The organism is Mesoflavibacter sp. CH_XMU1422-2, assembly GCF_037029245.1.
Lineage (GTDB): Bacteria > Bacteroidota > Bacteroidia > Flavobacteriales > Flavobacteriaceae > Mesoflavibacter > Mesoflavibacter zeaxanthinifaciens.
Window position 1 is genome coordinate 40,348 of record NZ_JAYMEE010000005.1, and the last position, 16,995, is coordinate 57,342.

11 protein-coding genes and 1 CRISPR repeat array (1 of these 12 only partly in view) are annotated in these 16,995 nt (G+C 30.8%); of the genes, 7 read left to right on the forward strand and 4 right to left on the reverse strand.

Annotated features, from left to right (window positions below; translation table 11 throughout):
- Positions 1–19: 19 nt before the first annotated feature.
- From WA340_RS01350 to WA340_RS01365, 4 genes are all read left to right on the forward strand, one after another.
- A complete protein-coding gene (locus WA340_RS01350) occupies positions 20–1,381 on the forward strand; it encodes a DUF5723 family protein (protein WP_336126983.1) in 1,362 nt (453 codons plus the stop codon).
- Between the two features lie 128 nt (positions 1,382–1,509).
- Positions 1,510–1,956, forward strand: coding sequence for a hypothetical protein (locus WA340_RS01355; RefSeq protein ID WP_336126984.1), 447 nt, complete (start codon positions 1,510–1,512; stop codon positions 1,954–1,956).
- Between the two features lie 24 nt (positions 1,957–1,980).
- Complete coding sequence (gene pyrF / locus WA340_RS01360) at positions 1,981–2,796, forward strand: orotidine-5'-phosphate decarboxylase (protein WP_336126985.1); 816 nt, start codon at positions 1,981–1,983, stop codon at positions 2,794–2,796.
- On the forward strand, positions 2,796–3,596 hold the full coding sequence (locus WA340_RS01365; RefSeq protein WP_336126986.1) for a helical backbone metal receptor: 801 nt from the start codon (positions 2,796–2,798) through the stop codon (positions 3,594–3,596). The genes pyrF and WA340_RS01365 overlap by 1 nt, the downstream gene beginning before the upstream one ends.
- Here WA340_RS01365 and WA340_RS01370 read toward each other — a convergent pair.
- The 4 genes from WA340_RS01370 to WA340_RS01385 form a co-directional block, all read right to left on the reverse strand.
- Positions 3,564–3,761, reverse strand: coding sequence for a Lacal_2735 family protein (locus WA340_RS01370; RefSeq protein WP_027880741.1), 198 nt, complete (start codon positions 3,759–3,761; stop codon positions 3,564–3,566). The two genes, WA340_RS01365 and WA340_RS01370, sit on opposite strands and share 33 nt — an antisense overlap.
- Before the next feature lie 246 nt (positions 3,762–4,007).
- Positions 4,008–4,709, reverse strand: a complete 702-nt coding sequence (locus tag WA340_RS01375; RefSeq protein ID WP_106679211.1) for a DUF4197 domain-containing protein — start codon at positions 4,707–4,709, stop codon at positions 4,008–4,010.
- A 278-nt stretch (positions 4,710–4,987) separates the two neighbouring features.
- Positions 4,988–5,383 carry a response regulator gene (locus tag WA340_RS01380; protein ID WP_336126987.1) on the reverse strand — a complete coding sequence of 132 codons (396 nt, stop codon included), beginning with the start codon at positions 5,381–5,383 and terminating at the stop codon, positions 4,988–4,990.
- Positions 5,380–6,963, reverse strand: a complete 1,584-nt coding sequence (locus tag WA340_RS01385) for a sensor histidine kinase (protein ID WP_336126988.1) — start codon at positions 6,961–6,963, stop codon at positions 5,380–5,382. The genes WA340_RS01380 and WA340_RS01385 overlap by 4 nt, the downstream gene beginning before the upstream one ends.
- A gap of 190 nt (positions 6,964–7,153) precedes the next feature.
- Between WA340_RS01385 and WA340_RS01390 the strand changes: the two genes are divergently transcribed.
- The 3 genes from WA340_RS01390 (at position 7,154) to cas9 (ending at position 16,189) form a co-directional block, all read left to right on the forward strand.
- Positions 7,154–10,642: a methylmalonyl-CoA mutase family protein gene (locus tag WA340_RS01390; protein WP_336126989.1), complete on the forward strand. Its 3,489-nt coding sequence runs from the start codon at positions 7,154–7,156 to the stop codon at positions 10,640–10,642.
- A 191-nt stretch (positions 10,643–10,833) separates the two neighbouring features.
- A complete protein-coding gene (locus WA340_RS01395; RefSeq protein WP_336126990.1) occupies positions 10,834–11,571 on the forward strand; it encodes a hypothetical protein in 738 nt (245 codons plus the stop codon).
- A gap of 283 nt (positions 11,572–11,854) precedes the next feature.
- Positions 11,855–16,189, forward strand: a complete 4,335-nt coding sequence (gene cas9 / locus WA340_RS01400) for a type II CRISPR RNA-guided endonuclease Cas9 (protein ID WP_336126991.1) — start codon at positions 11,855–11,857, stop codon at positions 16,187–16,189.
- A 310-nt stretch (positions 16,190–16,499) separates the two neighbouring features.
- A CRISPR array of direct repeats spans positions 16,500–16,995; the repeat unit is 36 nt; unit sequence GTTGTGGTTTGATTAAAGATTAGAAAACACGATATT (it continues 1,778 nt past the right edge of the window).

Consider the following 16,995-nt stretch of genomic DNA (forward strand, 5'->3'; position numbering starts at 1 on the left):
CTTAACTAAACCAATTAAAATGAAACTCTTAAAAATCGCTATTATACTATTGGTTTGTAATATAGCCAATGCACAATCATTTATAGGTTATACTTCAGATAACTATTCCGGTTTACATGGTGTTGCGTTAAACCCAGCAAATATTGTAAACTCAAAATTTAGGACAGAAATTAATCTAGCTTCTGCATCTTCAACATTTAATAATGATTATTTTGTTGCAGATTTTAACGAGTTGTTTTCAGGTGAAGACTTTGACGATTCAAGAACAGAACCTAAAGACAATAACAACTTCACTATAAGTGCAGATGTAATGGGACCGTCTTTTATGCTTAACCTTTCACCTAAATCAAGTATTGGTATCATTACAAGAGGTAGAGTTTTTTCTAACGTTAATGAGCTAAGTGGTGTTTTGTTTGAAAATGTAGAAGACAACTTTGATGATAACTCAGACTTCACAATAGAAGAAGATAATTTTACAATAACTACACACGGTTGGGCAGAATTTGGTGTTGCTTACGGACATGTATTGTTAGATAATAATCAACACTATTTAAAAGGAGGCGCAACGATAAAGTACTTAAGAGGTTTTGGTAATGCATATACTATAGGGTCTAACTTACTTGTAGATTATAATGCTAATACTTTTATAAATGGAGATGGACAAATAACATCAACAGGAACCATACAATACGGAAGCTCTAATGCATTTAGTGCAGATGGAGATGGCGATTTTAAACTAGAAGATAATGCACAAGGTTTAGGTGCAGATTTAGGTTTTATTTACGAGTGGCGAAAAGATCCTTTAGATATAGATAATATGTCTAACGCAGCATACAAACTTAAATTAGGAATAAGTATAACAGATATAGGAAGCATTAATTACAAAGATGCAGATGTAAAAGTTTATGATGTAACTAACTCTATTAATGAAGCACAGTTTAATTCTGAAGAAGATTTTGAAGATAAACTAGATGCATTCTACACCTTAGTAGAAGAAAGAGATGCAACAAAAGTATTGCTTCCAACAGCATTGCATATAACAGCAGATTATAATTTAGACTCTCAATTCTTCTTAAACTTTAGAAGTGATTTATCATTAAGAAAAAAAGGAGAAGTTAACACAAACTCAATAGACAATACATTTACACTTACGCCAAGATTTGAGCGTAAATGGGTAAGTGTTTATTTACCTTTAGGAGTATCAGAATACAGTGGTTTTCAAGCAGGTTTTGGTTTTAGAGCAGGACCATTATTTATTGGATCTCAAACAATTTTGACTAATCTGTTATCAGATTCAAGTCAAGCAGCAAATATATACGCTGGTTTAAAAATACCAATCTATAAAAAAGGTAAATCATATTCTAAAGCAAGTAATAATTAAAAATATAAGCCTCTTTTTGAGGCTTTTTTTATAAAACTAATACATTGTCTACATAAAATTTGAAACACTTATTATTCATACTTTTTATTATAATTACTTCTAATAATATGATTACCAGTCAAAAATTCTTGAGTAGTAATCAGGATTGTATATTTGACCAAACAACTCAAACTGACGAGTTTTTAAAAAATATTGAAGAATTAAAAGATTATGTATGGTTTGATGATGAAAAGAAAGCTGAAATTATTCTAAATGACCATTGGACATTGGCAATAAAAAGAGGAGGATGTGATCATTTTGAGCTTTCTGCTGAGTTTTTTTATGAGAGACCGTTAGATTTTAAAACGAACAAGAAATTAGTATTTGATAATATAATTTGGATTACAAATTTACTTAATGAGTTTGATGGAGATATTATTAAAGAATGTCTGGAGAAAGAAAAATACTCTATAACAGAAGAAAATGAAAATAATTTATTTATCAATTTTCTAGATGAAAGAATTTATGAAAGCTACTTTATGTCTTATAAAAGCGATACAACAACAACTTTTATTGTTTCATATACTATCTATTAATTATTTTTATTTAAAGTACTAAACATGACAACACAACAACTAATAGACCAAATCAAAAAAAAGAAATCCTTCCTTTGTGTGGGATTAGATGTAGATTTAAATAAAATACCACAGCATCTTTTACAAACCGAAGATCCTATTTTCGAGTTTAATAAAGCTATAATAGATGCAACACATCATCTTTGTGTGGCATACAAACCAAATATTGCATTTTTTGAAGCGTATGGTTTAAAAGGTTGGCAAGCTTTAGAAAAAACAATCAATTATTTAAACGAAAATCATCCAGAAATTTTTACTATAGCAGACGCAAAACGTGGTGATATTGGTAATACTAGCACTATGTATGCTAAAGCCTTTTTTGAAGATTTAGCGTTTGATAGTGTAACCATAGCACCATATATGGGTAAAGATTCAGTCGAGCCTTTTTTAGCATTTAAAGACAAACACACCATACTTTTAGCGTTAACCTCTAATCAAGGTGCTTTTGATTTTCAAACTAAACTTGTTGATGGTAAAGAGCTTTACAAGCAAGTGTTAGAAACCTCTAAAACTTACGCTAATTCAGAAAACTTAATGTACGTAGTTGGTGCTACAAAAGCTGAGTATTTATCTGAAATTAGACAAATAATACCAAATAGTTTCTTATTAGTTCCTGGTGTCGGTGCGCAAGGCGGTAACCTTCAAGACGTATGTAAATATGGAATGACCAAAGATGTAGGTTTGTTAATTAACTCGTCAAGAGGTATTATCTATGCTTCAAACCAAGAAGACTTTGCACAAGCAGCAGCACAAAAAGCAGAAGTATTACAAAAAGAAATGCAAGCCATTTTAGAATCATAATGACAGACCATTTAGGTAATCATATTGATATAAGTGTTACGCCAAAACGTATTGTTAGTTTGGTACCTTCTCAAACCGAACTACTTTATGATTTAGGTTTAGAAGAAAGCATTGTAGGTATTACAAAATTTTGTGTGCATCCATTTCATTTTAAAAGTACAAAACAAGTTGTTGGTGGTACAAAAAACATTAAAATAGAAAAGATTAAGCAGCTTAATCCTGATATTATTTTATGCAATAAGGAAGAAAATACACCAGAAATTGTAGAAGCTTGTCAAGAGATTTGTCAAGTTCATGTGTCAGATATTGTAACTATAGAAGACTGTTTGGATTTAATAACAGATTATGGTGTAATTTTTAAAAAACGCACCAACGCGCAGCGTATTTCAAATAAAATTCAATTTCATTTAAACAATTTTAAAACATTTATTAAAGCCGAAAAAGTTATAAAAGTTGCCTATTTTATTTGGAGAGAACCATGGATGGTAGCAGCAAACAATACGTTTATTAATCATTTATTAGAGCTAAATAAATATCAAAATATTTACGCAAATTTAGAGCGTTATCCAGAAATAGAACTAAAAAAAATAAGATTACAAGGCGATCCAGAAATTGTCTTTTTGTCTAGCGAACCTTATCCTTTTAAAGATGAACACGCTTTTGAAATTGGACGTAAAACACACCATGCAAAAACCGTTTTTGTAGATGGAGAGTATTTTTCGTGGTATGGCTCTAGACTTATAAAAGCGTTTGATTATTTTATAGAGTTAAGAAAGCGATTGAGGACTATCTCTAACTAAAAACTTAAGTTTATTAAGCTTATCTAAAAGTTTTAAAGCTCTATATTCAGATAAGTCGCTTTCTTCATGGTTGGTTTGACGCAAATTATAAGCTTCTTCAACAAGTTGTTTGTAACGTTTGTTAAGTTTTAACTGCTGTTGTTTTAATTTATCTCTACGACTCATAACTTTTAGAGGTTGATTTTTAGTTATTTAAATTAGTTTATTTATTTGAAGAAAAAAAATAAATCTCTAATTTTTTGATAAAAAAAAGAGTCTATTCGCTTTTTCTTCAAAACAGACTCTTTTAATAACTAACTAAACTAACTCAAGTAAAAGAAAATGAGATAACTCCTTCACTTTTGCAGTGCAAAGATGTGACAAATTGCTAGTTTAAATGTTACCTTAACATTATGCAATTATTATATAAAGTTAGTCTTGTAGAGCAAAAACCTTTTTTAATAATTCTGTACCTCTAGAGCTTACCTTATTTCTAATTTCTCCTTCTTCAACAGCAATCATAGTGTAAACACCTTTTAATGCTTCGTTAGTAACATAATCTGTTAAGTCTGGATTTACATTATTAGTAAAAGGTATAGCATTGTATTTTGTAATTAAATTTGCCCAAATTTGATCAGCGCCAACCTTATCAAAACTATTTTTAATCACCGGATTAAATTTGTTGTAAAGTTCAGTTTTAGTTCTGCTTTCTAAGTAATCTGTTGCAGCGGTATCATTACCTAACAAAATGTTTTTTGCATCATTAAAAGTGATTCCTTTAACTGCATTAACAAAGATAGGTGTAGCTTCGCTAACAGCATCTTCAGCAGCTCTGTTAAGTGCTTTAATACCTTCGTCTGCAAGGTTGTCTAAACCAATATCTCTTAAAGCCTTGTCTACTTTTTGTAATTCTTCAGGTAATAAAATTTTTACCAATTCATTTTTATAAAACCCATCTTTTTGAGTTAGTTTAGAGACTTGTTTATCTATCCCTAAATCTAAAGCTTGGCGTAAACCATTGGCAATATCTAATTCAGATACCGTTCCTCCTTGTGGTAATTGGTTAACAACTTGTTGTAGTTCTGCACAAGAGGTAACAGAAATTAATAATAGTAGAGCAAAAATTCGTTTCATAGTAAAATATTTAGTCGGTAAAGGTACTAATTATTAGGGCAAATATTTTGTTAAACTTACGTTGTCTGCAACGTAAGTTTAACAAAATACCACGCTTTCGGCAGTCGCTTTTTTGTGTTGCATAGGTGCAACAACACAAAAAGAGCTTCAACAAAGCCTCAATCGTTTTTGCAAAGTAAAGTATTGTGAAAAATTATAGCTTTATAACAAATAATTTTTCTAGTTGAAAATAGTTCACCAGAAGTATTATTAATGTTAGATTTTTCTTTAAACTTTCACTAAGTCTTATCATTAAAAATCTTAATTAATGTTTGATTATTTAAGGGTTTTATAATATAGTCTTCAATTGTAGTTATTTTAATAACACTATGGTAATCTTTTTGGTCTACAGAAGATGTCACTATATATATTTTTGGTGAGTAATGGTGCTCTTTTTTAAAATCTTGAAGGGCATTTAAAAAGTCCCAACCATCCATAATTGGCATGTTTAAGTCCAAAAAAATAATCTGTGGTAATACAGCGGTATTATTACTATGTTGTTGCATAAAGTCATACATTTCTTTCCCGTTGCTAAAGAGTAAAATATTTTCTTCTTGTATACCTGTTTGTTTTAGTAATATTTTAGTCATTTTTCTAAAGACCAAGTTGTCATCAATTACGGCTGTTGTATTCATGATAGGGGAAGTTTAAGTTTTATTCTAAAAGCAGTTCCTTTTTCAGGTGTGCTGTATACATCAATTTTTCCGTTAAGCTTTTTTACACATAGCTCTGTATAGTATAGACCATAACCGTTAGAGTTATTACTTTTTTTATGAAATCTTTTTCTTTTTTTAAATAGTTGTTTTTTAAAAAAGTTAAGATTAATTCCAGTACCATTATCCTTATATAAGATGTTGTAAGAATTATCAACTCTAAAGCATATGATTTTTATAAATAAATCAATATTATCTCTTTTGTATTTGATAGAGTTGGTAAGCAAGTTTCTAAAAATAGTATCTACACAATTCTTAGATAGCATAATGTCTTCTTCAATATTTAAGCTTAAAGTAGCTTCTTTTGGTAAAATATTTTCTAAATCAGAAAATATCTTTTTAATTTCTTTTTGTAATGATGTTTTTTGATCTATCGTTTGCTCTTCGTTTTTAATAAAATCATGATATTGTACTAAAGAGTTAATTCCTTGATTAAGCCTTCTTATTGTTGTATAGTACATATCTTGTACTTCTTCATTGGTAAAACTGTTTTCTGTAGCAACATGCTTAGTGACTTTTTGTAGTTCTTTTAAAGCAATTATAGGTTCTCTTAAGTTATGAGAAGTTATAGTAGCAAAATCCTCTAGGTAGGTGTTTTTTTTCTTCAGGTTTTTATTAAGCTTTTCTAATTCTGTATTTAAAGCGTTTAGCTTTCTGTTATTAGTTCTTAATTGAGATGATTTTTTAGTAATATCCATATAAAACTTTATAAAGTTATAAGAATAGAAAAACATGTTTATAAACGAAGAGGTATTAAGAAATAATATAATAAAAAAAGCAGCTTGAACTATAGAAATGATTTTATAATAGGCAAGAATAGATATTATAACGATTAGAATGATGGGTACTAGAAAAAAATAAGGGAAGTAATTATAAGGATGCGTTTTCTTATTAATAATGTCGTCAAGCTTTATTGTGTCTATTCTTTTCACTAACTTCAATTCAAAAAGTGATATGGCATTCATAAAAAACAACATAGCAGTATTCCAACTTAAAGACTCAAAACCAGGTATTTTATTAAGTTCATTCATGTCTAACAAGTAATAAAAAACGGCAAAAGAAGATAGAATATATAGTAAACCATTTAAGAGTAAAAACACAACTTTAAGTCGTCTAATCTTTATAAAATACATGGCTAAATATGTTAATATGAACATAGATATTGTACCCAGAGAGCTTAAATGCCACTCAATGGGATCAATCAAATTAAAAAAGATTAGTATAAATTCTGTAAATTGAATAAGCAATCCACCAATTAAAAGCAGTCTAATGATATTTTTATCTTTAAAGTAATATGCAGCCCCAACTATTAAAAAGCTTAAACTGGTTATAATCTTCATGGTTGCATTAGGATTTATTGTATAACCAGAAAAAACATTATAATAATTCCCAGAAAACCAAAAGTATAAATTGATTAAAGAAGCCAATATGGTAACTAAAGCTGTTAACTTGTAAGAAAAAAATAAATTATCGCTTAGTATTTTTTTTAAGAGCTTTAGCATAAGTTTAGTTATTAAAAGTCAGAAAAGACCCATAAATAGCTTTAAAAAAAGCTATTTCTTTTAAAACTACTAAATATTTGACTCTCTAAGAAATATTAAAAAGTTAAACCTCTTGAAAAATTTTTTTATAAATAGCAATTTTTTTGAATTATCCGTAAATTGCAGCTCATAAAAAGATAGATTTTTACGAATGGAACAAATCGCACCATACAAACCAAAACATAAAGTACGTATCGTAACCGCAGCATCACTTTTTGATGGGCACGATGCATCTATAAATATCATGCGCCGTATTATTCAATCTACTGGCGTAGAAGTTATTCATTTAGGTCACGACCGTAGTGTAGAAGAAGTTGTAAACACAGCTATTCAAGAAGATGTAAACGCTATAGCATTAACATCTTATCAAGGTGGTCATAACGAGTATTTTAAATACATGTACGACCTTTTAAATGAAAAAGGCGCTGAACACATCAAAATTTTTGGCGGTGGAGGCGGAGTAATTCTTCCTTCAGAAATTAAAGAATTAATGGATTACGGGATTACACGTATCTACTCGCCAGACGATGGACGTGAGCTTGGTTTACAAGGTATGATTAATGATTTAGTGCAACAATCTGACTTTGCAATAGGAGATAAGCTTGAGGTAAAAGTTGAAGATTTAGCAAGGAAAAACCCAAAAGATTTAGCGCGAGTAATTTCTTCTGCCGAAAATTTTCCTGAAGTAGCTAAAGACACTTTAGATCAAATTCACAATAAAAATAAAACATCAAAAACACCCGTTTTAGGTATTACCGGTACTGGTGGCGCAGGAAAATCGAGTTTGGTAGACGAGCTTGTTAGACGCTTTTTAATCGATTTTCCAGAGAAAACCATTGGTTTAATTTCAGTAGATCCATCAAAACGTAAAACTGGTGGCGCATTGTTAGGTGACCGTATTCGTATGAATGCTATTAACTCACCTCGTGTGTATATGCGTAGTTTGGCAACGCGTCAATCTAATTTAGCTTTATCAAAATATGTAAATGAAGCGGTTGAGGTTTTAAAAGCTGCCGAATACGATTTAATCATTTTAGAAACGTCTGGTATCGGTCAATCTGATACCGAAATTATAGAACATTCTAATGTTTCTCTTTACGTGATGACGCCAGAATTTGGTGCTGCAACTCAGCTAGAAAAGATTGATATGCTTGACTTTGCAGACTTAGTAGCCATCAATAAGTTTGATAAAAGAGGCGCATTAGATGCTTTAAGAGATGTGCGTAAACAATACATGCGTAACAATAATCTTTGGGACATTCTACAAGATAAATTACCTGTTTTCGGGACTATCGCATCGCAGTTTAATGATCCAGGAATGAATACGTTGTACAAAACGGTAATGGATAAATTAGTTGAAAACACTGAAGCCGATTTAAATTCGACATTTGAAATTACAGATCAAATGAGTGAGAAGGTTTTTGTTATTCCACCAAATCGTACGCGTTACTTATCAGAAATTGCTGAAAGCAATCGCGCATATGATAATACAGTTGAAGTCCAAGTTGAAGTCGCTCAAAAATTATACGGAATTTATAAGACGATATGTTCTGTAGCTGTCATTTCGAACGAAAGTGAGAAATCTCTTTTAGATAAAAATGGGTTAAATTTTGATGAGATTCTTCGCATTGCTCAGAATGACAATAATCGTGTCATTCCGACAGAAGGAGGTACGACTGACGAGGAATCTTCTAATTCATTTTTACATCTACTACTTAAAGAATTTGACCGTGTAAAACTAAACTTAGATCCATACAATTGGGAAGTCATCACAGGTTGGGAAGACAAAGTAAACAAATACAAAGCGCCAATTTATAGCTTTAAAGTGCGTGATAAAGACATAAAGATTGAAACGCATACCGAATCGCTTTCGCATTTACAAATTCCAAAAGTAGCGTTGCCAAAGTATCAAGCTTGGGGCGATATTTTAAAATGGACGTTGCAAGAAAATGTACCAGGAGAATTCCCATATACATCAGGATTATATCCGTTTAAACGTAAAGGCGAAGATCCAGCACGTATGTTTGCTGGCGAAGGTGGACCAGAACGTACCAACAAGCGTTTTCATTATGTAAGTCAAGGTATGCCTGCAAAGCGTTTATCTACAGCTTTTGATAGTGTAACACTTTATGGTAACGATCCAGATTTACGTCCTGACATTTACGGTAAAATTGGTAATGCAGGAGTTAGTATTTGTTGCTTAGACGATGCTAAAAAGTTATATTCAGGATTTAATTTGGCAGATGTAAAAACATCGGTAAGTATGACTATTAATGGTCCTGCACCGATGCTATTAGGCTTTTTTATGAATGCTGCAATAGACCAACAATGTGAGATTTACATTAAAGAAAACGGTCTTGAAAAAGACGTTGAAGCTAAAATAGCCAAGATATACAAAGATAAAGGCGTAGAACGACCAAGATATCATGGTGATTTACCGGAAGGTAACGACGGTTTAGGGTTAATGTTATTAGGTGTAACTGGTGATCAAGTCTTACCAGAAGCTGTTTATAACGATATTAAAACCAAAACCATTGCCCAAGTAAGAGGTACAGTTCAAGCCGATATTTTAAAAGAAGATCAAGCTCAAAATACGTGTATTTTTTCAACAGAGTTTGCATTACGTTTAATGGGTGATGTGCAAGAGTATTTTATAGACAATAACGTGCGTAACTTCTATTCGGTATCTATTTCTGGTTACCATATTGCAGAAGCTGGAGCCAATCCAATTACGCAGTTAGCATTGACGTTATCCAATGGTTTTACTTACGTGGAATATTATTTAAGTCGTGGTATGGACATCAATAAGTTTGGACCAAACTTATCGTTTTTCTTCTCAAACGGAATTGATCCAGAATACGCCGTAATTGGTCGTGTAGCAAGACGTATTTGGGCAAAAGCTTTAAAAAATAAATACGGCGCTAACGCTAGAGCGCAAATGTTAAAATATCACATCCAAACGTCTGGTCGTAGTTTACATGCGCAAGAGATTGATTTTAATGACATTCGTACGACGTTGCAAGCGCTTTACGCGATTTACGATAATTGTAACTCGTTACATACCAATGCCTATGACGAAGCGATTACAACACCAACAGAAGAATCTGTACGTCGTGCTATGGCAATTCAGTTAATTATCAACAAAGAATTAGGATTAGCGAAGAATGAAAATCCGTTACAAGGCTCTTTCATTATCGAAGAATTAACCGATTTAGTTGAAGAAGCTGTGTTAGCAGAATTTGATCGTATTACAGAACGTGGCGGCGTTTTAGGCGCTATGGAAACCATGTACCAACGTAGTAAAATTCAAGAAGAAAGCTTGTATTATGAGACGTTGAAGCATAACGGAGATTTCCCAATAATTGGTGTAAATACCTTCTTAAGTAGTAAAGGATCACCAACTGTAATTCCTGCAGAAGTGATTAGAGCAACAGAAGAAGAGAAGCAAAATCAGATTAAAACTTTAGAAAATCTACACAAAGGAAATGATACTGAAAGCTTGTTAAAAGACCTTCAACAAAAAGCCATTAACAACGAAAATATTTTTGAAGCCTTAATGGATGTTTGTAAAGTTTGTAGTTTAGGTCAAATCACTTCAGCATTATTTGAAGTTGGTGGACAGTATAGACGTAACATGTAGCCTTTATTTTACTTTACAAAATATAAGAATCCCGAGTTTTTTCGGGATTTTTTTATATAAAAAAGTTTTGTTTTAGTCGAAATAAAGTCGGCATATAGTTGATATATAATCAGTGTAAATATGATATATGTATGTTTTATGTTTTTGATTTTCATTATATTAGGGTCTTGTATAAGAAAACAACTATTATTATGGCTAAACAACGTGGTATTATTTTTATAGAAGGGACACTTGGAGGTATTAATTTTTATTATAGAAAAGGAGTACCAACAGCTAGAGTTGCCGGAGGAGGCTTTACAAGGAAAGCTATCAAAACTGGAGCAAACATGGTACGTGTTAGGGAAAGTAATAGTGAGTTTGCAGTGTGTTCAAAAAATAATAAGGTGTTTAAACAAGCGATACGTCCTTTTTTATTGGGTTATAAAGACGGAACGCTACATAGTAGACTAATGCAGTTGTTTTTGAAGATTAAAAATTGTGATACTATTTCTGAAAGAGGACAGCGTAAAGTTGCAGTTGGTATAGCATCAGAGCGAGGAAAGCAGTTGTTTAAAGATTTTATTATTACGCCTAAGCGGTCTAGTTTATTGTCTTGTCGTTATGGTTTTGATTGGGATACCTTAACCTTTAATGTGAGTGATTTTAATGCAGATATGGTTGGATTTCCTAAAGATGCTACTTATATGGAAGTATTGGTAGGTGTGATACGATTTGATTTTGAAACTAATACTTATACACAGGTTATTGAAACACCATTAATTATAGAACGCGATTATAATAATGATGTTTTTTCTATAGAAGTTTCTGGTACACCTACAGGAGACGGTGTGTTATTTGCATTAGTTCGTGTTAGTTTTTATCAAGATGTAAATGGTGAATCTTATTTATTATCAGGCGGTAGTGCTTATGGGGTAGAGGTGTTTTATTAGTAGTGAGTAGTTAGTAGTTAGTGGTTAGTGGTTAGTGGTTAGAAGTTAGTGGAGATTTTTTAAGGGAGTTATTTAATGTTTTTTGTGTAAACAAAAAAAGTCCTACCGAAGCAGGACTTAAGATTTTCATCTACGGCATATAGCCTTATTGTGATAAGATTAAAGATTAGAAAGTTTAATCTATTTCAAAGATAAAAAAACAATTTTAATAAACAATGAGGGAAACCGTAATGTAAATTATTTTGATTGTTGTATTTTCAAAACATAATAAAATATAAAAAGTATGGCAAAAGTTTTAGGTCTTGATCTTGGTACTAATAGTATTGGATGGGCAATTGTAGAGAAGAATCAGGAAATAAATAAACTTGAGGATAAAGGAGTTTTAATTTTCTCTCAAGGTGTTAAAAGTGAAAAAGGTCAGGAAAAATCTAAAGCAGCAGAACGTACAAGTTTTAGAAGTGCTAGACGTATAAAGTTTAGAAGAAAAATAAGGAAATACGAAACACTTTTAGTTTTAGCAAAGCATAATATGTGTCCTTTGAGTGTTGGAGAAGTAAAAGAATGGCGCAAATCTAATTTTAAGAAATACCCTACTAAGCCAGAGTTTTTAGAATGGTTAAGAACAAATGAAGATAACAATGTAAACCCTTATTATTTTAGAGATAAAGCAAGTCGAGAAAAAGTAAGCAAATATGAATTGGGTAGAGCTTTTTATCATATAGCACAACGTAGGGGTTTTTTAAGTAATCGATTAGATCAGTCTGATGACAACTTAATTAAATCAAAAAAAGATGAAATTCAAAGTATTATTGATAATATTAGTCTTAATAAAATAGATTTGATTGATTTCATTGAAAGTGTTTTTGAAACCTATGAATTTAAAGAGAAAAAGAAAAAAGATTGCACTAATGCAACAGAAGAAAAGCTTTGGAGTATTAGGTATTTTATAATCAAAAAGTTAAATGATAAAAAACTTTCAACACAAGAAGCAGTCAAAGATATAGACCAATACATCAACAAACCCGAAAACCTAGGAGCTGTACAGGGAAATATTTCTGAACTAAATACAGCAATCGCTGAAGCAAATTGTAAAACCTTAGGACAGTATTTTTGGAAATTATACCAACAAGACAGAAATGATGCAAAAAACAAAATAAGAAATAATTATACTTCACGTGAAGAACATTATTTAGATGAGTTTGAAATCATCTGTAAAACACAAGGTTTAGATGGTATCAATGAAGCTAAAAAAGACCCAAGCGAAAGATATTCAGCTATAGTCAAAGAATTGTATAAAGCTATTTTTTACCAACGCCCATTAAAATCTCAAAAAGGGTTGATAGGAAAATGTTCACTTGAACCAAATAGAGTTAGATGTTCAGTTTCACGTCCAGAATATGAATTGTTTAGAATGTATAGTTTTATAAATACCATAAAACTAAAAGAGTCGACTGCTGAAAATTTTAGGTTTCTAAGAGGAGATGAAATAGAAAATATTAAATCTAAATTTTTTAGAAAATCAAAGCCAACATTCTTGTTTGTTGATATAAAAAAAACACTTGGAGATGAAAACAGCTATAATTATAAGGATAATGCAACAGTAAGTGGATGTCCTACTATTTCTGCTTTGATTTCAGTATTTGGCAATGACTGGGTGAATACCATTTATGAAAACTATACAGATAAAACAATTAGAAATATAAAAAACGATAAATCGGAAGAAGTAAAAACGGAAGAAGAAGTAATTGCAGATGTGTGGCATGTATTATCTACATTTACGTCTGATGAAAAGCTAATTGATTTTGCCAAAAATAAACTTCAACTAGACGAAAAGAAAGCTGAAAAATTCTCTAAAATTCATTTAAAGAAAGATTATGCTTCATTAAGTCTTTATGCCATAAAAAAGATACTTCCGTATTTAGAAAACGGATTATTGTACTCTCATGCTGTTTTTATGGCTAATATGGAAAAAGTAATTAAACCAGAGCGATGGAAAAACAAAGAAGATAGAGAGCTTATTGAAAAGGAAATAGGCAACATTATCAATAAATATCAAGAAGAAAACAAAATGTTGTTTGCTGTAAATAGTGCTTTGAAAATTTGTTTTAATAATCACCAAACCTACTCTAAAGAAGCCGAGAAGTTATATAAAGGCGATATTGAAAAACAACTTAAAAAGGAGTTTGGAATAAAAACATGGGAAAATAAGACCGATAAGATTGTCATGTTTGAAGAGGCTTTTAATGTTTTTAAAGAACATCTAAAAGAAAGAAGCCATCCTGCCATTAAAAGAATAGATGAGAAAATAAAAGATTTTTTATCTGATAATGATTTATTAAAAACTAATGCCTTAGACAAACTTTATCATCCTTCAGATATTGAAAAATTTAAACCGACTATCATTAAAGATAAAAAAGGAAATGAATATATAGGACTTGGTTCACCTGATGTAGGTTCTATTAAGAATCCTATGGCAATGAAAGCCTTACATCAATTAAAAAAACTAATCAACACCTTAATCTTAGAGGGAAAAATAGATGAAAACACCAAGATAAACATCGAGCTATCTCGCCAATTAAATGATGCAAATAAACGTAAAGCCATTAAAAAATGGCAAGACGATAGGAAAGAACTTTATGAAACGTACGAAAAAAAGATTAAGGAACTCTATAGAATTGAAACAGGTGAAGAACTAAAAGAAGTTACTGATACTGATATAGAAAAATTTAGCTTTGTCTTAGAGCAAAGAAAAGATGGTAAACTGGTAAGTAAAGAGGATGTTTTGAAATACACTTTATGGAAAGAACAAAACCACATTTGTATTTATACCGGAAAAACCATTAGCCTATCAAGCTTTTTAGGAGCAAATCCACAGTTTGATATAGAGCATACATTGCCTAGAAGCCGTTCATGGGATAATTCGCGAATGAATAAAACGCTTTGTGATAAAGCTTTCAATCAAAAAAATAAAGGAAACAAAATGCCTTTTGAGTTGCAGATGAACGATGAAATATTACCAAGAATACAACATTGGAAAGATAAATACGAAGCATTAGCCAATGACATTGAAAAGAAAAAAAGAAGTACAAGAGGCGCAACCGATAAGGATCAAAAAGATAAACTAATACAGGAACGTCATTATTTAAAAATGGAACACGATTACTGGAAAGGTAAATACGACCGTTTTGTAATGGAAGAAATAAAAGCAGGGTTTAAAAATAGTCAAGCAGTAGATATAGGTATTATTTCTAAATATTCTAGAGCTTACCTAAAGTCGGTTTTTAAAAAAGTATATTCCGTAAAAGGCGAAATGGTTTCGGAATACCGAAAAGCTTGGGGCTTGCACGATACTTTTATAGACAAAAGAGGTAGAACCCAATACAAAACTAAAGACAGAAGTAATCACATCCATCATTGTATAGATGCCGTTACTATAGCCTGCATGAATAAAAGTAAATATGACAAATTAGCACATGCTTGGGGATTAGAAGATAAAGAAGATTACACTCGAGCTAAAAAAACGTTAGAGAAAGAAAAACCTTGGGACACGTTTACACAAGATGTTCTAAATTTAGAAAATGAAGTATTTATTGTGCATCAAAGCAAAGATGTGTTACCCATACAAACAAAAAAGAAATTTAGAAAGCGAGGAAAGATACAAAGGAATAAGAATAAAAAAATTATTTATCAACAAGGCGATACAGTTAGAGGTTCTTTGCACTTAGATACCTTTTATGGTGCTATTGCAAAAGATAATAATGGTGAAGTAAAAAAAGATGAAGCAGGTAACATAAAACCAAATTATGTAGTAAGAAAAGAACTTACTAAGCTTAAAAAAACAGAAGTAGCTAAAATAGTAGATAATAATATTAGAGCGATTGTAGAGCAAGCAGCTAAGGATGGCTTAATAAAATTTAATAATAATGGAGCAAAAGTAAATGAAACGATATGGCAAAATAAAGACAAACACATACCACTTAAAAAAGTAAGAATATTTACACCAACAGTAAAATCGCCATTAAAAGACTTTAAAAAACATCCTGAACATTTTAGATCAAAAAAACTCTATAAACAACAGTATAATGTGGTAAATGATGAAAATTATTGTATGGCTATATATGAAGGAATTAATAAAAGAGGAAAATTAAAGCGTGATTTTGAACTTGTTAATAACATAGATGCTGGAGAGTATTACAAGTTAAGTAATAAAACTCATCGTACAAATCACGATTTAGTACCTAACCCACATTTAAAATCAGAATTACCATTAAAGTATATCCTAAAAAAAGGTATGACGGTGTTAATGTATGATAAACATCCTGATGAAATTTGGGAGTTAACAGACCATGAAAAGACTAAAAGGCTTTATAAAATAATTGGTTTTGAGGGAGATGGTCGTATACAATTTAGGTTGCATCAAACAGCAATGCAACAAAGTAGTATGAATGTCGATGAAATGACTATCGTTAAATACATGAAAGAAAATGAACTTAAGAATTCAGAAATTAATTTTAAAACTCCAGTTCCTTGGCTGAGATTGACTAAAGGGAATTTAAATTTTATTGTCAATAATGTTGATTTTAAAATTAAACTCACAGGTAAAATAGAAAGCGTATAGTCTATATTATTTCGTATGTAGTGAGAAATCACATTATAAAGCAACTTAGTAATTATGAGATTCCTCGTTCCTCGGAATGACAAAAAAGTTTATTGATATATAACTTTAATAATTTTAAATGTTATATTAAAACCCTAAAGCGCACGTTGTGGTTCACAAACACTTCATATTTATTTTATAGAAGTGTGTTTGTGAATCTCTTTTGTCGATTTAGTTATATGATTATGTTTTTTTAACACTCAATAGTTATTAATAAGTGGTTTACAAACACTTCATATTTATTTTATAGAAGTGTGTTTGTGAATCTCCTTCGTCGATTTGATTAAAGATTAGAAAACACGATATTTACCGTCGTTGTCAGTTTCTGCACGACTTGTTGTGGTTTGATTAAAGATTAGAAAACACGATATTGGGTAATTGGCTAGGTATAGATTTAGTTAAGTTGTGGTTTGATTAAAGATTAGAAAACACGATATTAGTATTGGTAATTTTAGATTATTTAGTACAGTTGTGGTTTGATTAAAGATTAGAAAACACGATATTTACGGTTAATTATCTCTGTACCTGCTTGTAGTTGTGGTTTGATTAAAGATTAGAAAACACGATATTTTTGGTATTTGTTTTTTGATATTATCATAGTTGTGGTTTGATTAAAGATTAGAAAACACGATATTACTTGTATCTGGTGTTGTGTAGCTATATTTGTTGTGGTTTGATTAAAGATTAGAAAACACGATATTATAGTATTGTAGTTGTTTTCTACTGCACCGTTGTGGTTTGATTAAAGATTAGAAAACACGATATTC